Annotated in this window: 18 protein-coding genes; 8 read left to right on the top strand and 10 right to left on the bottom strand. The window is 60.3% G+C overall.

The window, feature by feature from the left end; genetic code table 11:
- Nucleotides 1-477: 477 nt before the first annotated feature.
- Together ACA065_RS18985 and ACA065_RS18990 are read right to left on the bottom strand one after the other, a co-directional pair.
- Nucleotides 478-1,185 carry a YebC/PmpR family DNA-binding transcriptional regulator gene (locus tag ACA065_RS18985; protein ID WP_090402660.1) on the bottom strand — a complete coding sequence of 236 codons (708 nt, stop codon included), beginning with the start codon at nucleotides 1,183-1,185 and terminating at the stop codon, nucleotides 478-480.
- Nucleotides 1,186-1,285: 100 nt separating this feature from the next.
- Complete coding sequence (locus tag ACA065_RS18990; protein WP_497691021.1) at nucleotides 1,286-2,143, bottom strand: LysR substrate-binding domain-containing protein; 858 nt, start codon at nucleotides 2,141-2,143, stop codon at nucleotides 1,286-1,288.
- Nucleotides 2,144-2,255: 112 nt separating this feature from the next.
- On the opposite strand from ACA065_RS18990, the gene ACA065_RS18995 reads away from it, so the two are divergent.
- Both ACA065_RS18995 and phnX read left to right on the top strand, forming a co-directional pair.
- Nucleotides 2,256-3,383 (top strand): 2-aminoethylphosphonate--pyruvate transaminase, encoded by a 1,128-nt coding sequence (locus ACA065_RS18995; protein ID WP_497691022.1) that lies wholly within the window; start codon nucleotides 2,256-2,258, stop codon nucleotides 3,381-3,383.
- On the top strand, nucleotides 3,380-4,207 hold the full coding sequence (gene phnX, locus ACA065_RS19000) for a phosphonoacetaldehyde hydrolase (RefSeq protein WP_497691023.1): 828 nt from the start codon (nucleotides 3,380-3,382) through the stop codon (nucleotides 4,205-4,207). Before ACA065_RS18995 ends, phnX begins: the two co-directional genes overlap by 4 nt.
- 129 nt (nucleotides 4,208-4,336) lie before the next feature.
- On the opposite strand, the gene ACA065_RS19005 is transcribed toward phnX, so the two are convergent.
- Both ACA065_RS19005 and ACA065_RS19010 read right to left on the bottom strand, forming a co-directional pair.
- Nucleotides 4,337-5,209, bottom strand: a complete 873-nt coding sequence (locus ACA065_RS19005; protein ID WP_497691024.1) for a hypothetical protein — start codon at nucleotides 5,207-5,209, stop codon at nucleotides 4,337-4,339.
- Nucleotides 5,210-5,349: 140 nt separating this feature from the next.
- On the bottom strand, nucleotides 5,350-6,294 hold the full coding sequence (locus tag ACA065_RS19010; RefSeq protein ID WP_497691025.1) for a hypothetical protein: 945 nt from the start codon (nucleotides 6,292-6,294) through the stop codon (nucleotides 5,350-5,352).
- Between the two features lie 342 nt (nucleotides 6,295-6,636).
- Between ACA065_RS19010 and ACA065_RS19015 the strand changes: the two genes are divergently transcribed.
- Nucleotides 6,637-7,182: a cytochrome b gene (locus ACA065_RS19015; RefSeq protein WP_497691026.1), complete on the top strand. Its 546-nt coding sequence runs from the start codon at nucleotides 6,637-6,639 to the stop codon at nucleotides 7,180-7,182.
- Here ACA065_RS19015 and ACA065_RS19020 read toward each other — a convergent pair.
- Nucleotides 7,179-8,069, bottom strand: a complete 891-nt coding sequence (locus ACA065_RS19020; RefSeq protein ID WP_497691027.1) for a 1-aminocyclopropane-1-carboxylate deaminase/D-cysteine desulfhydrase — start codon at nucleotides 8,067-8,069, stop codon at nucleotides 7,179-7,181. The two genes, ACA065_RS19015 and ACA065_RS19020, sit on opposite strands and share 4 nt — an antisense overlap.
- Before the next feature lie 57 nt (nucleotides 8,070-8,126).
- Nucleotides 8,127-10,166, bottom strand: coding sequence for an oxidoreductase (locus ACA065_RS19025; RefSeq protein WP_497691028.1), 2,040 nt, complete (start codon nucleotides 10,164-10,166; stop codon nucleotides 8,127-8,129).
- A 211-nt stretch (nucleotides 10,167-10,377) separates the two neighbouring features.
- On the opposite strand from ACA065_RS19025, the gene ACA065_RS19030 reads away from it, so the two are divergent.
- The 3 genes from ACA065_RS19030 (at nucleotide 10,378) to ACA065_RS19040 (ending at nucleotide 13,877) form a co-directional block, all read left to right on the top strand.
- Nucleotides 10,378-11,508, top strand: coding sequence for a carbon-nitrogen hydrolase family protein (locus ACA065_RS19030; protein WP_497691029.1), 1,131 nt, complete (start codon nucleotides 10,378-10,380; stop codon nucleotides 11,506-11,508).
- Nucleotides 11,509-11,512: 4 nt separating this feature from the next.
- Entirely contained in the window at nucleotides 11,513-12,547 is a 1,035-nt protein-coding gene (locus ACA065_RS19035) for an AraC family transcriptional regulator (RefSeq protein ID WP_497691030.1), read from the top strand.
- Nucleotides 12,548-12,872: 325 nt separating this feature from the next.
- Nucleotides 12,873-13,877: a transketolase-like TK C-terminal-containing protein gene (locus ACA065_RS19040; RefSeq protein WP_497691031.1), complete on the top strand. Its 1,005-nt coding sequence runs from the start codon at nucleotides 12,873-12,875 to the stop codon at nucleotides 13,875-13,877.
- Nucleotides 13,878-14,005: 128 nt separating this feature from the next.
- Here the strand turns inward: ACA065_RS19040 and ACA065_RS19045 are convergent, their stop codons facing one another.
- On the bottom strand, nucleotides 14,006-14,476 hold the full coding sequence (locus tag ACA065_RS19045; protein WP_497691032.1) for a MarR family winged helix-turn-helix transcriptional regulator: 471 nt from the start codon (nucleotides 14,474-14,476) through the stop codon (nucleotides 14,006-14,008).
- A 144-nt stretch (nucleotides 14,477-14,620) separates the two neighbouring features.
- Between ACA065_RS19045 and aceE the strand changes: the two genes are divergently transcribed.
- The gene (gene aceE, locus ACA065_RS19050) at nucleotides 14,621-17,281 is read left to right on the top strand and encodes a pyruvate dehydrogenase (acetyl-transferring), homodimeric type (protein WP_497691033.1); all 2,661 of its coding nucleotides are present in this window, start codon (nucleotides 14,621-14,623) and stop codon (nucleotides 17,279-17,281) included.
- Between the two features lies 1 nt (nucleotide 17,282).
- Here aceE and ACA065_RS19055 read toward each other — a convergent pair whose 3' ends face one another.
- Together ACA065_RS19055 and ACA065_RS19060 are read right to left on the bottom strand one after the other, a co-directional pair.
- Nucleotides 17,283-18,080 carry a DUF2242 domain-containing protein gene (locus ACA065_RS19055; RefSeq protein ID WP_497691034.1) on the bottom strand — a complete coding sequence of 266 codons (798 nt, stop codon included), beginning with the start codon at nucleotides 18,078-18,080 and terminating at the stop codon, nucleotides 17,283-17,285.
- An 89-nt stretch (nucleotides 18,081-18,169) separates the two neighbouring features.
- Nucleotides 18,170-19,069: a LysR family transcriptional regulator gene (locus ACA065_RS19060; protein WP_497691035.1), complete on the bottom strand. Its 900-nt coding sequence runs from the start codon at nucleotides 19,067-19,069 to the stop codon at nucleotides 18,170-18,172.
- A gap of 119 nt (nucleotides 19,070-19,188) precedes the next feature.
- Here ACA065_RS19060 and ACA065_RS19065 point away from each other — a divergent pair, with 119 nt between their 5' ends.
- On the top strand, nucleotides 19,189-20,364 hold the full coding sequence (locus ACA065_RS19065; RefSeq protein ID WP_497691036.1) for an MFS transporter: 1,176 nt from the start codon (nucleotides 19,189-19,191) through the stop codon (nucleotides 20,362-20,364).
- Nucleotides 20,365-20,435: 71 nt separating this feature from the next.
- On the opposite strand, the gene ACA065_RS19070 is transcribed toward ACA065_RS19065, so the two are convergent.
- Nucleotides 20,436-22,310, bottom strand: a complete 1,875-nt coding sequence (locus tag ACA065_RS19070; RefSeq protein WP_497691037.1) for a SurA N-terminal domain-containing protein — start codon at nucleotides 22,308-22,310, stop codon at nucleotides 20,436-20,438.
- Between the last annotated feature and the right edge of the window lie 102 nt (nucleotides 22,311-22,412).

Here is a 22,412-nt window from a genome sequence, read left to right on the forward strand (position 1 = left end):
GGCCGGAGTGCGGGCATGCCGAGCCTAAGCGAGGCACCGAGTGGTGGGGCAAAGACCTTTTGGTTACTTTTGGGGCGTTTGCCAAAAGTGACCCGCTGTAAGAGCCAGCCCTTTCAAGGTCTTTGTTTAAATCGGCGTTTTGGACTGTTTATGAGTGCAATAACCGCCATTTTTTAAACATTGGCGTATAAATTACTGGCCGACTTATCAGCGGGATCTTACAGATCGACTCGTGATTTTTCGTTGTTTAAGGTGATTAAACAAACACCTTGAAAGGGCTGGCTGTAAGAGCGGAACCATAAGCCGCCGTTACCTAAATAACGGATATGTACTCAATCTACCTAAACCCATCACAGGCTCAACACCACACAAAGAGTTGCGTAGATTCCTATGCTGCGATGAGACCGTGTCACTCACCTTTTCAGTGACTGATACACCGCTATCGCAGGCAAGCCCCACCTTTTTGGACCACGTTTTTTAGCCGGCCAAGCCGACGAACATATCCTGCACGTCGTCATGGTTGTCCAACCCTTCCAGGAAGGCCTCGACTTCGGCCATCTGCTCGTCGGTCAAACCACTCACCGGGTTCTTCGAGATGTAGCCCAGCTTGGCCGACAGCACGGTAAAGCCCTGCTCCGGCAGTGCTTTCTGCACGGCATCAAGGTCGGTGGTTTCGGTGATGAACAGGGTGGTGCCCTCTTCTTCGCCGTCTTCGAAATCCTGCGCACCGGCTTCGATAGCGGCCATTTCCGGATCAGCGTCCGGGGTGTCCGGCGAGGCCTCGATCAGGCCGACATGATTGAAGTCCCAGGCCACAGAGCCGGAAGCGCCCAATTGCCCCTTGCGAAATGCCACGCGGATTTCCGCCACGGTGCGGTTGATGTTGTCAGTCACGCACTCAACGATCAGCGGCACCTGGTGCGGGGCAAACCCTTCGTAAGTCACGCGGTGGTACTGCACGGTTTCACCCAGCAGACCCGCGCCTTTCTTGATGGCGCGCTCCAGGGTTTCCTTGGGCATCGAGGCCTTTTTGGCTTGTTCTACGACCAGACGCAGGTGGGCGTTGGTTGCGGTATCGGCGCCGTTGCGGGCGGCGATGGTGATTTCTTTCACCAGCTTGCCGAAGATTTTGCCCTTGGCATTGGATGCCGCTTCTTTATGTTTGACTTTCCACTGTGCGCCCATGACTCACTCTCTTCATATCCATGGCGCCGAGACGTCTACTGGCCGGCGCTTTGGGGGCAGAGTTTATAGGGCAAAAAAAAATCGTTCCAGCAAAAAACCGTCAAGACGCCAACTCGAAAAACGCCTGGATCAAGCGCAATGAGCGGCGTCGCTCCATACAACCGAGCATATGCCGGTTGACGAGGCCGTCGCCCTGCAAGGCAATGGCATGCACCCGCGGGTCGCGGCTGACCTCCATCGACGACACCACCCCCACGCCCAGTTCAGCGGCAACGGCTTCGGTCACCGCCTCGCGGCTATCGAGTTCCAGCAACACCTTGGGCTGCACATGGGCGCTGGCGCAGGCGCTGTCGAAGGTGCGCCGGGTTATGGAACTGGGCTCGCGCAGCACCATGATCACCTCGTGCAATTGCTCCAGGCGAATGCCTGCGGGGTCGGCGAGCCACGGGTGCCCCGCCGGCACCAAGGCGCAGATCCGCGACTCGCTCAGCGGCTGCAGGTGCAGGCCGTTGCGCGGCTCCACCTCGGTGAGCACCGCCACGTCTGCGTGTTCGGACAACAACGCCGCCAGGGTTTCCTGGGCATTGCCCAGCCGCAAGTTGACGGTAATGCCGGGGTAACGCGCGCGCAGGCTGGCGATCATCGGCATCACCAGGTGCGGGCCATCGGCCGCGACTTCCAAACGCCCGGTGAGCAATTGGCGATTGGCCTCCAGCAAGGTCTGCGCCTCATCCACCAGGCCGAAGATCGCCCGGGTAATCGCCGCCAGGCGGGTGCCTTCCTCGGTCAACTCCACTCGCCGTGCCGTGCGGCGCAACAGCGGGATCTGGTAGTGCTCTTCCAGCGCCTTGATATGCCCGGTGACCGCCGGCTGGCTGATAAACAGCCGCTCTGCGGCCCGGGTAAAGCTGCCCTCGCGGGCGACCGCATCGAAAGCGCGCAATTGGAACAAATTCATAGCTATCGGCCTCACTGATAGCTCGCATAACAACAAACAATTTGATTGATGACAAGCCAAACTGCAATTTAGGCGCCGTAGATTCACACCCCGAGACTTGCGAGGACTTGAGATGACCACCGCCGCGCCGATCCTGCTTACACCCGGCCCCCTGACCACGTCCGCGCGTACGCGCCAGGCCATGCTGCTGGACTGGGGTTCATGGGATGAGCGCTTTAATCAACTCACTGCGAGTGTCTGCGAGCAATTGCTGGCGATCCTCAACGGCGCCGACAGCCACCATTGCGTGCCCTTGCAAGGCAGCGGCACCTTTGCCGTCGAAGCGGCCATCGGTACGCTGGTGCCGCGTGACGGCAAGGTATTGGTGTTGATCAACGGCGCCTATGGCAAGCGCCTGGCGAAGATCTGCGAAGTACTCGGCCGCGCTTTCAGCACCTTCGAAACCGCCGAAGATGAACCCAGCACCGCCGCCGACGTGGACCGCCTGCTGCACGCCGACCCAGCCATTACCCATGTGGCGCTGATCCACTGCGAAACCAGCACGGGCATTCTCAACCCGCTGCCGGACATCGCCCAAGTCGTTAAAAAGCACGATAAGCGCCTGATCATCGACGCGATGAGTTCCTTCGGCGCGCTGCCAATTGATGCTCGCGAGGTGCCGTTCGATGCACTGATCGCGGCCTCCGGCAAATGCCTGGAAGGCGTGCCGGGCATGGGTTTTGTGTTCACCCACAAACAGGCGCTGGCCGCCGCCCAGGGCAACTGCCACTCACTGGCGATGGACCTGTTTGACCAGCACAGCTACATGGCCAAGACCGGGCAATGGCGCTTCACCCCGCCCACTCACGTGGTCGCCGCCTTGCACGAAGCGCTGCTGCAATATCACGAAGAAGGCGGCCTGCCCGCGCGTCACCAACGCTACGCCGGCAACTGCCAGACGCTGCTGGACGGCATGGCCGAACTGGGCCTGCGCAGCTTCCTGCCTGCAGCGATCCAGGCCCCGATCATCGTCACCTTTCATGCACCGAAAGACCCGCGTTACCAGTTCAAGGAATTCTACGAGCGGGTCAAGGCCAACGGTTTCATCCTTTATCCCGGCAAATTGACCGAGGTAGACACCTTCCGCGTGGGCTGTATCGGCCATGTCGACGCAACGCAAATGCGCGCCGCCGTCGCCGCCATCGCCCAGGCGCTGCAAGCCATGCACATCAACCTTTCATCGTTTGGATCACACTCATGAACTATCAAAACCCCAACACCCTGCAGGCCGTGATCCTCGATTGGGCCGGCACCGTCGTCGACTTCGGCTCCTTCGCCCCCACGCAGATCTTTGTCGAAGCCTTCGCCGAGTTCGACGTGCAAGTCTCCATCGAAGAGGCCCGTGGCCCGATGGGCATGGGCAAGTGGGACCATATCCGCACGCTCTGCGATCAACCGCAGGTGGCCGAGCGTTACCGCAAAGCGTTCGGCCGCACGCCGACGGATGATGACGTGACCGCCATCTATCAACGCTTCATGCCGTTGCAGATCGAGAAAATCGCCGAACACTCGGCCCTGATCCCCGGCGCCCTCGACACCATTGCCCGGCTGCGTGTGCAAGGCATCAAGATCGGCTCCTGCTCCGGCTACCCCAAGCAAGTGATGGACAAAGTGGTCGCCCTGGCGGCCACCAACGGCTACATCGCCGACCACGTGGTCGCCACCGACGAAGTGCCCAACGGCCGCCCATGGCCGGCCCAGGCCTTGGCCAATGTGATTGCGCTGGGCGTCGATGATGTGGCGGCCTGCGTGAAGGTCGACGACACCGTACCAGGCATCCTCGAAGGCCGCCGCGCGGGCATGTGGACCGTGGCGTTGACCTGCTCGGGCAATGCCCTGGGCCTGACCTACGAGCAATTTTGTGCACTGGACAGCGGCACGCTGAACAGCGAGCGCAAGCGTATCGAGGCGATGTTCAAAGGCTCGCGCCCGCATTACCTGATCGACACCATTAACGAGCTGCCCGCCGTGATCACGGATATCAACCAGCGCCTGAAAAAGGGAGAAATGCCTCAGAGCCTATAGCCCTGCACGTGCCAACTAAACACTCACCTTGCCGAGCGAGGTGAGTGAATGCGCGCAGAGGGCAAAGCGTGTGCGCTGCGCAGCGAAAAGCTGAGATTACTTGAGCCACTTTGCGCACAAGCGCGCTGGCTATATCAACTCGTGTACCATGAGTTCTTGCTCGTCACCCCAAATATCGAGCCGAGTCGCTACCCCGAGCTTTTCTGGGCCATACATGTCTACATTACCCTTGGACATGAGCATCGCATCATAACCAACGGTGACAACGCCTATGCCGCCCTTCGCTTCAAGTTCGGACACTGGCACCTCTCGTACATACGCAGCCAACCCTAGAAGCGCGAAGGCTTTACTTGCCCAAAAGTTATCATTTAGCTGCTGCATCGCAATCTCAAAGGGGTCGCTCAGAGGCCGCCTGGAAGAATACGTTCCGGCTTCCTTGATTCGCTCCTGCTCGCGCTTGGCCGTCGCCGCATAGATGCACACTGCATCTTTAATCATTCCAGGGTCGGTGCCCCTGAAGTCCGCAAACTCCCTGGCCTTCGCCAGCTCCTCATGGGTGATCATGACTTTATAGCCATCTCTCATCACCACTTCGCAACCCGTTGGAAGCTCACGAACACTGGAATAGATCCCCTGTGGACTCTGACCAAACCGCATCATCGCCGCCTTAATACCTGCCAAGACGCCAGAGTTGTTCCCCTCCCCTTCACTGAGCCCCAGCCAAACATCACCGGGTGGTTGCCCAGGCGGGCTGTTGGAAATACACGAGACGCGTTCACTCACAGGAACGACGACTGCCGGGCGATCGGGCACAACGTGGGTCCGGTCATTATTGTTATCAGCACTTGAGTCTTTATCTAGTTGCACGGCTGCCTTTTCAAGCAGACTAAGTAACGACCTCAACAATAAGGCTATCTGAGCAATCTGGTTATCCGGATCGGTAGTGTCCGATATTGAATTGTCTGCCCGACTAGAATGAGACGCCTGCGTAGGCTGACGCATTTCTGGAGTCGATACGGCCCAAGCAGATCCAGCCCCCGGCGCGCCCCCAGGTACCCGCGCACTAAACTCAGCAGCGCCGTGTCTCGACATACTATTTCCGACCATGTGCCTCTCCTTCTGTCAATTAATTCAATTCACACTTAGATTAATTCATACGTCACGCCACTATGGTTTTCCGGCAATCTTTGTTTGGTCGTGCACCCGTCCAACAGGCCCTCAAATGCAAAGTTAGTGTTACCGCCATTTCTAACAACACCAATACCCCCACTCTGAAGCAGCGCCGACCATGTAGTCAGACGCATCACACCCTCAAGACCAAGTTGCTTGAGGCTGGTAGCGGGATCCTGATCACTGCACAACATATTTAAACCATCCATAAAGCTTTTCGGTGCACCGCCCACGTGTTCCATGCGTGCCCGCTGGGCACTGGCTGCGTACGCAAAGATAACGTCTTTATAGAGACTTCCATCCTCCGGATTTGGACCATGCTGAAACCCCGAAAACACTTTCGCCCGCGCTATTTCTTTCAAACTAAGGTGCAGTTCAAAACCATCTCGCATCACGACGTTGTAACCACTGTCCGATCGCACCACACTTGAAAATACGCCCAACGGGCTTTGACCATACTTCATCATTGCCGCTTTGATTGCGGACAGCGTAGGTTCGTTTTTTTTGCCCGAGAACATCACGCCCGTCCAGACATCCGTGGGTCGCTCACCTTTTTTCTTTTTAGATAAACCTGGGGACTGATGACTATTAACCGACGGCGGCAACGAGGGCGGGCTATCGTTGATTGCAAACTTGTCAACGAGTGGTTTTTTAACCGTGGTTTGCTCCGCACGCTGCGTTTTATTTTTAAGTAATCGCTCCAGCGATGGCATGAGCGCATTCAGGGATAAAAACAGTGATTCAAGGGATGCCTGTGCATCTGAGTCTTGGGCAACCGCCCGCTGACCAACAGGCTTGAACATTTGCGTCTCCTGCAGGCCCGATGACACTTCGCCACGTTTCGAACTCGGCCCCTCTACTCCATTCGAATGATCTTTCGAACCCATGGAGCGATTGCCCACATAACCACTGATCATTTGCACTTCTCCCTGACAATAAGAGCCCCTGCTGGAAGCTGAGCTCGATAAATAAACATTCACCGTAACGTCGCGAGCAGAGACTCAAAGCACTTCGGCTCGCCCCTCACTCTGTGATCATCACAAGGCATCGAGTTCCTCCCGAGGGGCGGTCGCGCTGTAACCAGACACTGCAAATCCATAGGAAAATTCGGAACAATGCCGTGCAATAACCCTGTTGCGCGCTGACAACCCCGATGAAAAATTGATCTAGCGCAGGCAGTCCTTGATAAACCGGCTTACAGTTAAAGAACTCCGTCACCAAAGAACGGAGGTTTGCCCTGATGAGTGAGGAACACAGCAATGCCGTGGAAAAACTCCGATACGCGCTACAGCACCATGTCGATTGCGTTGCACTGGTTGATGGTGGTGCTGCTGGCGGTGGTTTACGCCTGCATAGAGTTTCGCGGGATCTTTCCCAAAGGCAGTGGCGGGCGGGCCCTGATTGTAGAAATGCACTTCATGTTCGGCCTGACCGTGTTTGTGCTGGTGTGGCTGCGCCTGTTTGCCCGTACCTTGGGCGTTGCACCGAAGATCGTGCCGGCACCGCCGCAATGGCAAGCGTTGCTGGCGACACTGATGCATATAGCGCTGTACCTATTCATGATCGGCATGCCGATTTTCGGCTGGCTGATCGTGAGTGCCCAAGGCCATGGCGTGATGTTCTACGGGATCGAGTTGCCGCCCTTGATTGGCGAAAACAAAGACCTGTCCAAGCAGATCAAAGAATGGCACGAGCTGGGAGGCACCCTCGGTTATTGGCTGATCGGCCTGCATGCCGTGGCCGGCCTATACCATCATTACTTCATGCGCGATAACACCGTGTTACGCATGATGCCTAAGCGCTAGCCCTCCATGCTCCGGCGGCCTTGCAGGCCCCCGGTATGCACGAAAATCAGGCGAGTGCCGGGAGTGAAGCGCCCGGCCTCGATCTGCTGCTTCAGCGCCAGCAAGGCCTTGGCGGTGTAAAGCGGCTCCAGCGGCAAACCGCTGGCCTCTTGCGTGGCGTGCATGAACTCAAGCAACAGCGGATCGACCTTGGCAAAGCCACCTCGGCTCGCATCCAACAGTTCATAACCGCCCTGCACGATGGCCTGCACGTTCTGGGCAACACCGTGATCATCCGGCACTGCCATCGCGCCGTACACTGGATGCCCGCCCGCCTCGGCCAGCGCCAACCCGGCCACTGTGGTGCCGGTGCCCGCCGCCAACCACCACGCGTCGTAATCGGCCCATCCGAGGTTGCTCAACTGCCCGCGCGCTTGCTCGACCAGCACCGCGCAACCCAATGCTCCGGCTAATCCACCGCCGCCTTCGGGCACGGGATAGAGGTGCGGATATTGTTCGCGCCATGGCAGCCAGAAACCGACGTCATGCCGCGCGCGATAACCGCCATAACCCAGCCAATGCAACTGCATGCCAAAGGCTTTCAGGTCGAGAACCGTGGGCGTGTCTTGAGGATGGCCGCGCAACAGGCCCACGGTCGGGAAATCAAAGCGCTTGCCGGCCGCCGCCAGCGCGTGCAGATGGTTGGAGTGAGCGCCACCCAAGCTGATAACCCCGCGAGCACCGGCCGTTTGTGCCTGGGCCAGGTGTTTGGTGAGCTTGAACCACTTGTTGCCGCTGATCAGCGGATCAATGCGGTCCAGGCGCAGCACGGCCAACTCGACCCCATTCAGCCAATCCAGCGGCAAAGGTTCGAGCGGAGCGTGGGGAAGCCAGTCGAAAGGGCCCATCGGGAGGCGTCTGAATGAAAAAAGGGGCGATAGTCTACCACCGCCCCTTTCATCGTTTTACAGCTCGGCCGCCAGACGCGAGCCCTGGTTGATGGCGCGTTTGGCATCCAGCTCGGCCGCCACATCGGCGCCGCCGATCAGGTGCACGTTCTGGCCTGCGGCGACCAGGCCGTCCTGCAATTCGCGCAGCGGGTCCTGGCCGGCGCATATGACGATGTTGTCCACCGCCAACACCTGCGGTTCACCCTCGGCGCCGATGCGAATATGCAGGCCTTCATCATCGATCTTCAGGTACTCGACGCTGTTGAGCATCTGCACACGCTTGTTTTTCAGGCCGGTGCGATGAATCCAGCCGGTGGTCTTGCCCAGGCCGTCGCCGACCTTGGAGGTCTTGCGTTGCAGCAGGAACACTTCACGCGCCGGCGCATGCGGCGCAGGCTTGATGCCGGCTACGCCGCCACGCGCTTGCAGCTGGGTGTCGATGCCCCACTCTTTCCAGAACGCCTCGCGGTCCAGGCTGGTGGACACGCCCTCGTGCACGAGGAACTCGGAAACGTCGAAGCCGATACCGCCAGCGCCGATCACCGCCACACGCTTGCCCACCGGTTTGCGTTCAAGAATCACATCCAGGTAGCTCAGCACCTTAGCGTTATCGACGCCCGGGATGGCCGGGGTACGCGGCGCAATGCCGGTGGCCAGGATGATCTCGTCGTAACCGCCCGCCGCCAGTTGCGCGACATCCACACGGGTGTTGAGGCACAGCTCGACGTGGGTGGTCTGCAATTTGCGCTTGAAGTAGCGCAGGGTCTCAAAGAACTCCTCTTTGCCCGGTACGCGCTTGGCGATGTTGAACTGGCCGCCGATCTCGCTGGCGGAGTCGAACAAGGTCACTTGATGGCCGCGCTCTGCCGCCACGGTAGCCGCCGCCAAGCCTGCTGGGCCGGCGCCGACCACGGCGATTTTCTTGATGTGTTTCACCGGCAAATAATTCAGCTCGGTTTCGTAGCACGCCCGCGGGTTGACCAGGCAGGTGGTCAGCTTGCCGCCAAAAGTGTGGTCCAGGCAGGCCTGGTTGCAGCCGATGCAGGTGTTGATTTCGTCGGCGCGGCCGGCAGCGGCCTTGTTGACGAACTCCGGGTCGGCCAGGAACGGGCGCGCCATCGAGACCATATCGGCATCGCCTTCAGCGAGGATCTGCTCGGCAATTTCCGGGGTGTTGATGCGGTTGGTGGTGATCAGCGGAATCTGCACCGCACCGCGCAGCTTGGCGGTGACTTTACTGAACGCGCCACGCGGCACTTTGGTGGCGATGGTCGGAATACGCGCTTCGTGCCAGCCGATACCGGTGTTGATGATCGTCGCACCGGCCTGCTCGATGGCCTTGGCCAACTGCACGATTTCTTCCCAACTGCTGCCGCCTTCGACCAGGTCGAGCATCGACAGGCGGAAAATAATGATGAAGTTCGGGCCGACGGCTTCGCGCACCCGGCGCACGATTTCCACCGCCAGGCGCATACGGTTTTCGTAGCTGCCGCCCCAACGGTCGGTGCGGTGGTTGGTGTGGGCGGCCAGGAACTGGTTAATGAAGTAGCCTTCGGAACCCATGATTTCCACGCCGTCGTACTCGGCGACCTGGGCCAGCAACGAGCAGGTGACAAAATCCTGGATCTGCTTCTCGATGCCCTCTTCGTCCAGTTCCTTAGGCTTGAACGGATTGATGGGCGCCTGGATCGCGCTCGGGGCCACTTGCTTGGGGCTGTAGGCATAACGCCCGGCGTGGAGGATCTGCATGCAGATCTTGCCGCCCGCTTCGTGCACGGCCTGGGTCACGATCTTGTGTTTCTGGGCTTCTTCGTCGGTGGTCAGCTTGGCTGCACCGGCGTACACGCCGCCTTCATCATTCGGGCCGATGCCGCCGGTGACCATCAGGCCGACGCCACCACGGGCGCGCTCGGCAAAATAGGCCGCCATGCGCTCAAAACCGCCGGGCTTCTCTTCCAGGCCAGTGTGCATCGAGCCCATCAGGGTGCGGTTGCGCAGGGTGGTAAAACCCAGGTCCAACGGGGCCAGCAGGTGCGGGTAGGCAGCAGCGGTCATGGTACAGCTCCACAACGGATCATCACGGGACGTGGAAGGCTCGAATGGCCTGCCATCGGTTTATGCCCACAGACTAAGAGTCGATGGACTACCGCTCAATGACTGAAACTGACAAGTTATTGATCCAAATGCACAGCGCCCCTTGGCAAGCGGGTGCATGGGCCCTACCCTAGTCGGCGAACCCTGCACACGGTCTGTTGTCTGTTGCCCCATGCGTAAACTTCTAGCGTTCACCCTCATCATGGCCCTGGTTGCCGCCGTCACCGCGTATCTGGTCTGGACCCAGGAGCGCCCTGTGGCGCATTACCTGTCGGACCTGCGCATCACCTTGGCCGTCAACGAAGGCCAGCCTGCCGATCGCGGCAACTTGCTGGGCATCCAGCCGGAGCTGTTCCCCGCCGATTACCAAAGCCTGGAACGCTTGCATCTGAAGCTCGCGGCTTACCTGCAAAAGGCCCGCGACCAGGGGCTGATCAACGAAAAAACCATCGTGGTGCTGCCGGAACATATCGGCACCTGGCTGATGCTCAGCGGCGAAAAAAACGAGCTGTATCAGGCGGTCCATTTAAAGGATGCGATGAACTGGCTGTCGGCGAGTAACCCGCTGCAGTTCGCGCGCGCGTGGATCAGCGCCAAGGGCGAAAACCGCATGGACGATGCATACCTGCGTATGAAAGCCCCCGCCATGGCCCGCGACTATCAGGTGCTGTTCGGCGGTTTGGCCAAAGAATTTGGCGTGACAGTGGTAGCCGGCTCGATTGCCCTGCCCAACCCGAGTGTCGAACAAGGGCAACTGCACATTGGCCACGGCGCGCTGTACAACGCAAGCGTAGTGTTTGGTGCCGACGGCTTGCCAGTGGGCCAGCCGCAACGTCAGCTCTATCCGATCTACGATGAGCGCGGTTTTATCGAACCGGGTGATGAAAACACCGTCAGCGTGGTCGACACGCCGGCCGGGCGCCTGGGTATCCTGATCGGCAGCGACAGCTGGTATCCAGACAACTACCGCAAACTCAACGAGCAAGGCGCGCAATTGGTCGCCGTGCCGGCCTTCGTGACAGGCCGTGACACTTGGGACCGCCCATGGCGCGGCTTCAAAAGCGTCTCTACACCCAGCGAAATCAGCCTCAAACCCGAAGAGCTCAGCGAAGGCGAGGCCTGGCGCCGTCTGACCCTGATCAGCCAACAGCCGATCAGCCAGGCCACCGCCGGCATGAGCGTGTTTCTGCGCGGGCAATTCTGGGATTTGGGCACCGCCGGGCATAGCTTCCTCAGCAGCAACGGGCAAGTCAGCGCCGACAGCGGCACCCGTGGCGCGCGCCTGCTGAATATCTGGTTGTAGCGCCTTGAAGCCGGTGCGCCTTGGCGATCTGTCGGTGGGCTTCGTGCACACCCTGGCGGACGCTATTCAAAGCCACGGCCTGGACCCGCAGCCGCTGTTGCTGCAATACGGCCTGGACCCAGCGCGCCTGGCCGAAGCCGGCGCACGCCTGTCGATCCCACGCTATATGCGCCTGGGTCACGCGGCCATCCAACTGACCGGCGACCCCAGCCTTGGCCTGCGCATGGGCCAGCTCAGCCGCTTGAGCCAGGCCGGGCTTGCAGGTGTTACCGCCGCGCAAGCGCCCACTGTGCGTGAGGCAGCGCGCACGCTGACGCGTTTTGAAGCGCTGTACGGCTCCAACTATCGCGGGCAGTCGAGTTTTCACGAGGATGCCGAAGGCGCCTGGCTACGCTTCTATTCCATCAGCCCGTACAACGCCTACAACCGTTTTGTGGTGGATTCGATCATCGCCGGCTGGCTGCAGCAATTATCCAGCCTGGCGCTGCAACCGGTGCAAGCGCAGCGCATCGACATCGAGTTTGAGGCGCCCCAGTACAGCGAACAGTACAGCGTGCTGGGCGACAGCCCGGTGCACTTTGGCGCCGCGGCCAATCAGCTGCGCCTGAGCCAACAGACCTTGGCACTGCGTAACCCACAGCATTGCCCGAGCACCTGGCAGCTGCTGTTGAAGTTGTGTGAAACAGAGTTGGAGCAGTTGACCCGCACCCGCAGTTTGCGCGAGCGCATCACCCGCTTGCTGGGGCCGATGCTCAATGGCGGCCGGGAACCCGACCTGGAAGAAGTGGCGGCACGCTTGAAGCTGCCGACCTGGACGCTACGCCGCAAACTGGCCGAAGAAGGCACTCAGTTTCGCGCGATTCTCAACGATACCCGCCGCGATTTGGCCATGACCTACATTCGCGATACGGAACTGGCGTTCGGCGAGATCGCCTACTTGCTCGGTTTTGCCTCAGCCCAAGCTTTTCAGCGGGCGTTCAGACGGTGGAACAACCAGACCCCAGGGGAATTTCGCCGCAGTCAGCGGCATTCCGCCTGAAGTCGGTATTACAGCTCGGTAGCGTCATCGACCGGATCCAGCGGATCCAATTCAAACGCGTGGTACTCCAGCAGTTCTTCTTGGTAATCGTCCATGGTTGACTCCTTGTGGGTTTAAAGCGGCTGCCAATAAATGACCTGCACAGCCAGCCTAAAGTGCCGTGATGACGAAAAAATGTCTGCGCCATGACGTTCCTGCACTTCTGGATTAAACGTAGCAGCGTTGGCGTGATTTAGCCTTTTGGTTTGAGGTGCGATTGCAATCATTGCAAGTGCAATGACATTTCGATTAGGGTACGAGCCTCTGTCGCCAGGAGCCTCGTCCCATGCCCGCCTCTACCGCAAACGCCGCGCAGCTGTGCATCGACGCACTCAACACAGCCGCAGATTCGCGCAGCTCACCGCTGTATACGGTCATGCACATGGCCAATACCCTGGAATCCAGCCGACGGGCCTGGGTGATTCGAGGCCAGTCACACAGCCGGCGCGTGGGCAATTGGCCCAGCTGGTTCGCGCGCAATACGGGGGAGAAACCACTGCTGTACCTGCACAGCGCGGCGTCGTCGGCGCAGCTGTGTGCACTGTCGGATGAAACTGGGCAGCGTGGCATCCTGTGTAACGACATCGAAAACCAACCGTCTGCATGGCCCAAGGGCGCTCAACCATCATTGCCGTTGTGGCTGGCGACCCATCCGAGTTGCACGCCATATGACCCAGCCTGCGCAGAAGAAGCCCGTGCGATTGTGCTGGCGGGGTTACACGCGCTGTATGTGGACGGCAAGCCGGGGTTTTATTACCTGGCGCTGCATGATCAAGAGACCGCCGGAACACTGGATACGCAAGATCGTGAGGATGCGATCAGGGGCATGTATCCGCTTCGGCGCGGCCACGCGGGGGATGTGCGATTGCTTGGCGCGGGACAGGCATTGGGCGAAGTGGCGCATGCCGCGCACTTGCTGGAACAGGATTGGAACATCACGGCAGCAGTGTGGAGTTGCCCCAGTTACACGCGACTGGCCCGTGAGGCCGCGGCCGCTGAGCGATGGAATCGGCTGCACCCCTGCGGCTCCAGACGAAGCAGTCATTTGCATGATTGCCTGGCCGGGACTACCGCGCCGGTGATTGCCGTCACCGGTTACCCGCAGCCGATCGTCGATCAGTTGGCGGCTTATGTGGACGCGCGTTTTGTGGCGCTGGGCGCGGGCTCGGTGCAAGCGTCTGCGCCCAGCCGTTATTGGATTGTAGTGTGTGCGTTGAGGGCGTTGGCGGATGAGGGACGAATTGATGCGCAGCAGCTGGAAACAGCGATGAATCGGTACCCACTCAAATGAATGAGGAACACGATCAAACATGTGGGAGCGGGCTTGCTCGCGAAGGCGGCGTGTCAGTCAACTCAAGTATCGACTGAACCACCGCCTTCGCGAGCGAGCCCGCTCCCACATTGGATCTTCACTGGATCTCAAAGCTTGCGTCGCGTTCGAACCTGCACACCCGCCTCCACTGCCAGCCCCGCCGTGCGCTCCAAAGTATCGGCAAACAGCTGGCGCTGCTCAGGCTCGATGTGCGACAGGAACAGCTCGTCCACGGTGCTTTCGTAGATCTTCCACATCTTTTTACGCAACACCCGGCCAGCGTCGGTGATCGAGGCAAACGCCGCGCGACCGTCGCCGTCAGAACGCGAACGCACGACCAGGCCGTCCTTTTCCAAGCGGTCCACCAAGCGTGTCAGGTTATAGCGCTCAATCGCCAGCACATCGGCCAATTCGTGCATACGGCGGGTGCCATCGGGGCCACTTTCCAGGCCCCACAGCGCGTCATACCAGGCATACGGCGGCAGGTCCGCCTGCGCCAAGCGGCGTTCGATTTCACGGATGACCGTCCTGTGGGCCCTGACAAAACGGAACCATACATCAGGCTCATTCGACGACATGCAACACCATCCGGGGAATTTCAAGAAGGTTGCAATAGTAGCTCATCCCGCGCTAGATTCAGGTATGTCGTTGCAATTGCAACTACATTAGCGCTACGCCCACAAAGAGCTCGCCGCTTGAAATCCGCCTACCTGGAGCCTCACATGACCCTCAATAACGCAGCAAGACTGGACGACGATCCACAGGAAACCCGCGAGTGGCTGGAGTCCATCGAATCGGTGCTGTCCACCGAAGGCCGCCCGCGTGCCCATTACCTGATTGATCAGTTGCTGGATTTCGACGTTGCGCGCCATGGTGACTTCTACGGGCGGGTGACCACGCCTTACATCAATACCATCCCGGTTGACCGCCAGCTGCCCTACCCCGGCAATCTCGCCATCGAGCGGCGCACCAATGCGTTTATTCGCTGGAACGCCATGGCCATGGTGCTGCGTGCAGGCAAACATTCCGGTGTGGGTGGGCATATCGCAACCTACGCGTCAGCCGCCGTGCTGTACGACGTAGGCTTCGACCACTTTTTCCGTGGACGTACCGACACCTTCGACGGTGACCTGGTGTACATCCAGGGCCATTCCTCCCCGGGCATCTATGGCCGCGCCTACCTGGAAGGCCGCATCAGCGAAGCGCAGCTGGACAACTTCCGCCGCGAGGCCGGTGGCGAAGGGTTGTCCTCCTACCCGCACCCACGGCTGATGCCGGACTTCTGGCAATTTCCTACCGTGTCCATGGGCCTCGGGCCGATCACGGCGGCTTACCAAGCGCGCTTCATGCGTTACCTGGAGTTTCGCGATCTCAAGCAGCACCAAGGCCGCAAAGTGTGGGCGTTCCTCGGTGATGGCGAAATGGACCAACCGGAATCCCTGGCCGCTATCTCTCTGGCGGGTCGCGAGAAACTCGACAACCTGATCTTCGTGGTCAACTGCAACCTGCAACGCCTGGACGGCCCGGTACGCGGCAACGCCAAAGTGATCCAGGAATTCGAAAGCCTGTACCGCGCTGCCGGTTGGAACGTGATCAAGGTGATCTGGGGCGGCGGCTGGGACGCGTTGTTGGAAAAAGACCAGAGCGGCCTGCTGCGCCAACGCATGATGGAATGCGTGGATGGCGATTATCAGAACTACAAATCGCAAAACGGCGCCTATGTGCGCGAACACTTCTTCGGCAAATACCCCGAGTTACTGGCACTCGTTGCGGACATGACCGACGACGAAATCTGGAAACTCTCACGCGGCGGCCATGACCCGGAAAAGGTCTACAACGCCTATGCGGCCGCCGTGCGCCACAAAGGCCAACCCACTGTGATCCTGGCGAAGACCGTCAAGGGCTTCGGCATGGGTGAAGCCGGCGAAGGCCAGAACATCAACCACCAACTGAAGAAAATGGGCGCCGAGGCGGTAAAAGCCTTCCGCGACCGCTTCGGGCTGGAAGTGGCGGATGACCAGCTCGACGAGATCCCCTACCTCAAGCCCGCCGCCGACAGTGAAGAGGCGCGCTACTTCGCCGCCCGGCGCCAGGCCTTGGGCGGCTATGTGCCCGCGCGGCACACTGCCGTTGAGTCACTACAGATCCCCGAATTGAGCGCCTTTGCAACCCAGCTCAAAGACACTGGCGAGCGTGCCATCTCCACCACCATGGCGTTTGTGCGCATCCTCGGCACGCTGCTCAAGGACCCGCACCTGGGCAAGCTGATCGTGCCCATCGTGCCGGATGAGTCGCGCACCTTTGGCATGGAAAGCCTGTTCCGTCAGATCGGCATTCACTCTGCCGTGGGCCAGCTCTACACCCCACAGGATGCCGGGCAATTGAGCTACTACAAGGAGAGCAAGGACGGACAGATCATGCAGGAAGGCCTGAATGAGTCCGGCGCTATTTCTTCATGGATCGCGGCGAGTACGTCCTACAGCAACCACGGCCTGATGACCGTGCCGTTCTACATTTTCTACTCGATGTTCGGCTTCCAGCGCGTCGGCGACCTGGCGTGGGCAGCGGGTGATGCACGCGCGCGCGGCTTCCTGCTTGGCGCCACAGCCGGGCGCACGACGTTGATGGGCGAAGGCTTGCAGCATGACGACGGCCACAGCCACATCCTGTCGTCGGTGATCCCGTGCTGCGTGTCGTATGACCCGACCTTTGCCTACGAGCTGGCGGTGATTATTCGCGAGGGCATGCGGCGCATGTATGTCGAACAGGAGGACATTTACTACTACATCACCTTGCTCAACGAAAACTACCCGCACCCGGCGATGCCCGACGGCGTAGAAGATGGAATTCTCAAGGGCATGTATCGCCTGGGCAGCCACCCGCAAGCGCAGGTGCAACTGATGGGCAGTGGCTCGATTTTGCGCGAAGTGATCGCCGCCGCCGAACTGCTCGACAAGGACTTCGCCGTGCACAGCGATGTGTGGAGCGTCACCAGCCTGACCGAGCTGCGCCGTGACGGGCATGCGGTGGAGCGCTGGAACCTGCTGCACCCGGAAAGTGAGCCACGCGTGAGTTACGTGGAAGAATGCCTTGCCGGGCAAACCGGGCCGGTGGTGGTCGCCACGGACTACATGAAGTTATTCGCCGACCAGATTCGCCCCTTCGTCCACGGCCGCCGCTTCGTGGCGCTGGGCACCGATGGCTTCGGGCAATCGGATACCCGGGAAACCTTGCGCGAATTCTTTGAGGTGGACCGCCACTTCATCGCGCTGGCGGCGCTGAAGGCATTAGCTGACGATGGGCTGATCGGCCGTGACAAAGTCAGTGAGGCAATCAGCCGCTACGGGATTAACGTCGACAAGGCGAACCCCGTAGCGGTGTGAGTTACTGCGCGGGCGTCGGCAAGGGTGGAATCGCCTCGGTCGGCGCCGGCAAGGTCGGCGTGGCAGGCGCCGGAGCCGGTGCAGGTTCTGCCTGGGGTGTAATGGGCGCCGTCTCAGTTGGCGGCGCCAGCGGCTCAGCAGCGGCAGGCGCTGCGGGTGCTGCTGGCGCGTCCTTCGGTGCCTCGACCTTCTCGGTTAGCGGAGCGGCCTTGGGTTCGGGCACACCGAGGTCAGCCTTGGGCTTTTCGGGAATGTGCTCGGCCTTCTTCACTTCCTGCGGCAGGAACACATCCACCAGTGCAAAGTAACGGTCATAGAACTTCGGCGCCGAAACCGTCTCACTCGCCACCTTCACCATCGAGTCATCGGTGGAGCCAATAGGCATCGACACCGAGCCCAGCACGCCCACACCCAGGCTCGCGGAGTTGTTGACCTTCTTCAGCGCGTAGCGGTCCTGCAAGGCGTTGGCAAACATCGTCGAGTGGTTATTGCCTTTGCCATCATCGGCACACACCACGTTGAAGCTGATCTGCAGGTGGCTCTCGCCGGTCTGCTGGAAGCTCTTGTTACCCACGACCAGCTTCGGATCGCTGCTGGTGATGATGTAACCCTGGCTCAACAGCGCACGACGCGCCGCTTCACAGGCCGCCACATCGCTGACCGGGTAATCGCGGGAGAACGTACCGGAGTCGTCGAAATTCTCATGTTCATAAATAGCGGTCTTGGGTGACGAGCAGCCCGCGGCGCCCGCCAGCACCAGCGCCAGCACGAGGCTACGCAAGTGAAATGATGTCGACATTGAAAATCCTGAGGAAAACGGTCCGGGCGGTATTGTGCAACAGAACGGGGCCTTGGCGCGCGCATTCCTGTCGGTAAAACGTCACAGCCCTACAGGGCACCGCCTGCGGGAAAAAGCCCGGCACACATATGGTCAATAAACACGCGCAATTTGGCCGAGGCATGGCGACTTGATGGCCATAACATCCAGAAACTGCCGCGGTGGTCGAGGTGGTCGTCCAGCACCCGCTGCAAACGCCCTTCTCGCACGGCCTGATTGACCATGAAGTCCGGCAGGCAGGCAATGCCCAGCCCTTCATGCACCACATGGTTGAGGGATTCGATAGTGGTGCTGACCAGCGGCGCACGCAGCGTCGGCTCAACCAAGCCGGGCAGGTGCCGCAACGGCCAGGGTTCCAGCATGCCGGTGGCGCAGAACTTGTGGCGCAGGCAGGCATGGCTGCTCAAGTCCTTGGGCTGTTGCGGAGTGCCATAGTGGGTGAAGTATTCCGGGGTGCCGACCAGTACCAATTGGTAATGCCCCAGGTGACGCGCCATCAAACGTGAATCTTGCGGCTTGCCGGTGCGAATCACCGCGTCGAAGCCCTCCTCGATCACGTCCACCATACGGTCCGAAAAATCCAGGTCCAGCTCGATATCCGGGTAGGCGCGCATAAAGTCGCTGAGCACCGGCATCAACAAGCCGCGCACTTGCGGCAGGCTGACGCGCAACTTGCCACGGGGCATGGCGCTGGCCTCACTCAACTCCTGCTCCGCCGCCTCGACCTCCGCGAGAATCCGCCGTGAGCGCTCAAGGAACAGCGCGCCCTCGCTGGTCAGTGTGATGCTGCGCGTACTGCGATGAAACAGGCGCACGCCCAGGCGCTCTTCAGTGCGCGCGATGCTTTTGCCCACGGCCGAAGAAGACACCCCGAGCACGCGCCCAGCGGCGGTGAAGCTGCGCGTCTCCGCGACCTGCACAAACACTGAGAGGCTACCCAGACTGTCCATCGTCTTACCTTTGCAGATTGCGGACACCGGCGTCCGATAAGTTCGGAACCTTAGCCTGTTTTTCCGCAGCCCACAGCCCCCTACTCTGCGTTCCTGGCCCTTTTCATGGATAGCGCGCGATGAGCAACAGCCCCTCAATCACCGATTCACCCCCTGTAACCCAGCGTGACGCACTACCACTTGGTGGCTTGCTGGCATTGGCCGCGGCCGGCTTTATTACCATCCTCACCGAAGCCATGCCTGCCGGGCTGCTACCCCAGATGAGCGATGGCTTGGGCGTTTCACCTGCACTGGTGGGCCAGTTGGTCACCTTGTACGCCCTCGGCTCATTGCTCGCGGCCATCCCTCTCACGCTGCTGACCCGAGGCTGGCGGCGGCGCCCCTTGCTGCTGATTGCCATCGGTGGCTTTGCCTTGGTCAACAGCGTCACCGCACTCTCCAGCCATTACGGCGTGACCCTGGTGGCGCGCTTCTTCGCCGGGGTATTTGCCGGGCTGCTCTGGGCGCTGCTGGCAGGCTATGCCAGCCGCATGGTTGCGCCGCACCTGCAGGGCCGGGCCATTGCGGTCGCCATGCTCGGCGCCCCGCTGGCGCTGTCGCTCGGCGTACCGGCAGGCACCTTGCTCGGCACCGTTGTCGGCTGGCGATTGAGCTTCGCGATCATGACCGGCCTGACCCTGTTGCTGCTGGCCTGGGCGCGCTGGCAGCTCCCGGATTTTGCGGGCGAACCCGCGGGAAAACGCCTGGCGCTGCGCCAAGTGCTGAGCCTGCCTGGCATTCGTCCGGTGCTGTGGGTGACCTTTACCTACGTGCTGGCCCACAACATTCTCTATACCTACATCGCCCCCCTGCTGGTGCCGGCGGGGATCGAAACTGAGATTGATCGCGTGCTGCTGGTCTTTGGCCTGGCCGCGTTGCTGAGCATCTGGCTGGCGGGTGCACTGATTGACCGCTGGCTACGTGTACTGCTGGTGATCAGCTGTGCGCTGTTTGGCGTGGTAGCCCTGGCGTTGGTGTTCTGGATCGATTCCTCGGTTGTCATCTACGGCGCTGTTGCCCTGTGGGGCCTGGCGTTTGGTGGCCTGCCGGCGTTGCTGCAAACCGCGCTGGCCAAGGCCGCGGGTGAGTCGGCGGATGCGGCGCAGTCCATGCTGGTCACCGTGTGGAACCTTGGGATCGCCGGCGGCGGGTTGGCGGGTGGTGTGTTGCTGCAGGGCTGGGGCGTCGGCGCTTTTGCGTGGGCGGTTGTGCTACTGATGCTCTTGGCCTTGGTGGGTAGCCTGAAGCGCGGCTGAAAAAAAGCCCCCGGTCCTTTCAGACCGGGGGCTGAGCGTTCCCACGCTCTGCGTGGGAACGATCACCTACATCAGAACTTCTTGATGTCGGCCTTGGTTTCCAACTGCTTGCGGTAAGCCGCGAAGTCTTGCTGGCCAATACGGGACGCGAGGAAGCGGCGGTATTGCGCCTTTTCTTCGTCCGTAGGCGCAGCGGCTTCGTTGACGCCGTTCAAACGCACGATCACCAGGCTGCCATCAGCCAGGGTCACCGTGGTGAAGGTCGGCTTGTCCTTGGCCGCAGGCTTAGGCATGCGGAACAAGGCTTGCAGCACGGCTGGATCGATCGCTTCTGCGCTGCGAGTAGCCGCTTCAGTGACTTTCCAGGCCTGGCCGTCGATCGGCTGGTTCAGCGGGGTCTTGCCGTCGCGCAAGCTGGCGATCAACTCGTCGGCATGGGCTTTGGCAGCCGCGCTGGCGCGCTCTTTGGTCATCTGGGCGCGGATCGCCGCCGACACGCTTTCCAGCGGCAGTTGCGTTGGCTTCAGATGCTCTTTGGCACGCAGCACGATGATGGTTTCCGGGTCCAGCTCGATGGCCGTGCTGTTGGCACCTTCATCCAGCACTTCCGGGCTGAACGCTGCGGTGACCACAGCACGGTTGGCTGCAACACCTTCGCCACCTTCACGGCCGAACGGCGCGGAGGTGTGCACGGTCAGCTTCAGGTCGGACGCCGGCTGGGCCAGGTCGGAGGCTTCGAATGCCGCATCTTCCAATTGCTTGGAGGCGTCGACAAAGCGCTGCTCAACCTGCTGGGTCTTGAGCTCGCGGGTCAGCTTGTCTTTCAGGCTGGCAAACGATGGCACTTGGGGTGCCTCAACGCCCAACAGCTTGATCAAGTGCCAACCGAAAGTGGTGCGCACCGGCGCGGACACCTGGTCCTTGTTCAAGGCGTACAGGGCCGTTTCGAAGTCCGGGTCGTAGACGCCAGGGCCGGCAAAACCGAGGTCGCCGCCATTGTTGGCCGAGCCTGGGTCCTGGGAAAACTCCTTGGCCAGGGCTTCGAACTTCTCACCCTTGGCCAGGCGTGCCTGGATGTCTTCGATCTTGGCTTTGGCTTGCGCGTCGGTCGTCTTGTCGTTGACTTCAATCAGAATGTGCGCGGCACGACGCTGTTCAGCGAGGTTGGCGGTTTCTTTCTGATAGGCAGCCTGCAGCTCATCGTCCTTCACGGTGACCTGGTCGAAGAAGGAAGACTTCTTCAGTTCCAGATAGTCGATGACGACTTGGTCCGGGGTCATGAACTCTTTGGCGTGCTGGTCGTAGTAAGCCTTGACCTCATCGTCGGTGAGCTTCACCGCCGCAGGGTTGGCCTTGATATTGACGGTGGCGAAATCGCGGGTCTGTTTTTCCAGACGGGCGAATGCCAGCACCTCGGCGTCGGTGACAAAACCGCTGCCGGCGAGACCTGCGCGAACCTGGCCGATCAGCATTTCCTGGGTCAGCATCTGACGGAATTGCATACGGCTGTAGCCCAGTTGACGGATCACCTGGTCAAAGCGTTCGGCATTGAACTTGCCGTCCTCCTGGAATTCCGGTGTCTGCAGGATCACCTGATCCAGAGCTGCTTCCGAGAAGCCGAACTTGGAATCAGCAGCACCTTGCAGCAGCAGTTTGCGATCGATCAGCCCTTTGAGGGCCGCATCGCGCAGCAGTTTTTCGTCCAGCAAAGAAGCATCGAAATCCTTGCCCAGCTGTTGCATCAGCTGGCGACGTTGCATGTCGACGGCCTGGCTCAATTCGGTTTGGGTGATCTCTTCACCGTTGACCTTGGCCACGTCCTGCGTGTTATTGGTCGAAGCCTGGAAAATGGCCTCGATACCGGTGAACGCCATCAATGCGACGATGATCCCGATAATGGTCTTGGCAATCCAGCCTTGTGAATTGTCCCTGATATTTTGCAGCATGCGTCCCCCAGAAACGGTTGATCTTCAAAAATTAGGCAACCGTGGAGCGTGGGTAGAGTCCGGATAGAAGAAAGGCGCATCCGAGGATGCGCCTTCTCGTAA

This window comes from Pseudomonas sp. LBUM1640, from assembly GCF_059716225.1.

What these genes read in the sequence shown, in the direction of transcription:
- ACA065_RS19055 (WP_497691034.1), bottom strand. Translation starts at nt 18,080, where the DNA reads ATGTCGACATCATTTCACTTGCGTAGCCTCGTGCTGGCGCTGGTGCTG.
- ACA065_RS19010 (WP_497691025.1), bottom strand. Translation starts at nt 6,294, where the DNA reads ATGATCAGTGGTTATGTGGGCAATCGCTCCATGGGTTCGAAAGATCAT.
- ACA065_RS19015 (WP_497691026.1), top strand. Translation starts at nt 6,637, where the DNA reads ATGCCGTGGAAAAACTCCGATACGCGCTACAGCACCATGTCGATTGCG.
- aceE (WP_497691033.1), top strand. Translation starts at nt 14,621, where the DNA reads ATGACCCTCAATAACGCAGCAAGACTGGACGACGATCCACAGGAAACC.
- ACA065_RS18985 (WP_090402660.1), bottom strand. Translation starts at nt 1,185, where the DNA reads ATGGGCGCACAGTGGAAAGTCAAACATAAAGAAGCGGCATCCAATGCC.
- ACA065_RS19030 (WP_497691029.1), top strand. Translation starts at nt 10,378, where the DNA reads ATGCGTAAACTTCTAGCGTTCACCCTCATCATGGCCCTGGTTGCCGCC.
- ACA065_RS19005 (WP_497691024.1), bottom strand. Translation starts at nt 5,209, where the DNA reads ATGCGTCAGCCTACGCAGGCGTCTCATTCTAGTCGGGCAGACAATTCA.
- ACA065_RS19065 (WP_497691036.1), top strand. Translation starts at nt 19,189, where the DNA reads ATGAGCAACAGCCCCTCAATCACCGATTCACCCCCTGTAACCCAGCGT.
- ACA065_RS19060 (WP_497691035.1), bottom strand. Translation starts at nt 19,069, where the DNA reads ATGGACAGTCTGGGTAGCCTCTCAGTGTTTGTGCAGGTCGCGGAGACG.
- ACA065_RS19040 (WP_497691031.1), top strand. Translation starts at nt 12,873, where the DNA reads ATGCCCGCCTCTACCGCAAACGCCGCGCAGCTGTGCATCGACGCACTC.
- ACA065_RS19025 (WP_497691028.1), bottom strand. Translation starts at nt 10,166, where the DNA reads ATGACCGCTGCTGCCTACCCGCACCTGCTGGCCCCGTTGGACCTGGGT.
- ACA065_RS18995 (WP_497691022.1), top strand. Translation starts at nt 2,256, where the DNA reads ATGACCACCGCCGCGCCGATCCTGCTTACACCCGGCCCCCTGACCACG.
- ACA065_RS19070 (WP_497691037.1), bottom strand. Translation starts at nt 22,310, where the DNA reads ATGCTGCAAAATATCAGGGACAATTCACAAGGCTGGATTGCCAAGACC.
- phnX (WP_497691023.1), top strand. Translation starts at nt 3,380, where the DNA reads ATGAACTATCAAAACCCCAACACCCTGCAGGCCGTGATCCTCGATTGG.
- ACA065_RS19020 (WP_497691027.1), bottom strand. Translation starts at nt 8,069, where the DNA reads ATGGGCCCTTTCGACTGGCTTCCCCACGCTCCGCTCGAACCTTTGCCG.
- ACA065_RS19045 (WP_497691032.1), bottom strand. Translation starts at nt 14,476, where the DNA reads ATGTCGTCGAATGAGCCTGATGTATGGTTCCGTTTTGTCAGGGCCCAC.
- ACA065_RS18990 (WP_497691021.1), bottom strand. Translation starts at nt 2,143, where the DNA reads ATGAATTTGTTCCAATTGCGCGCTTTCGATGCGGTCGCCCGCGAGGGC.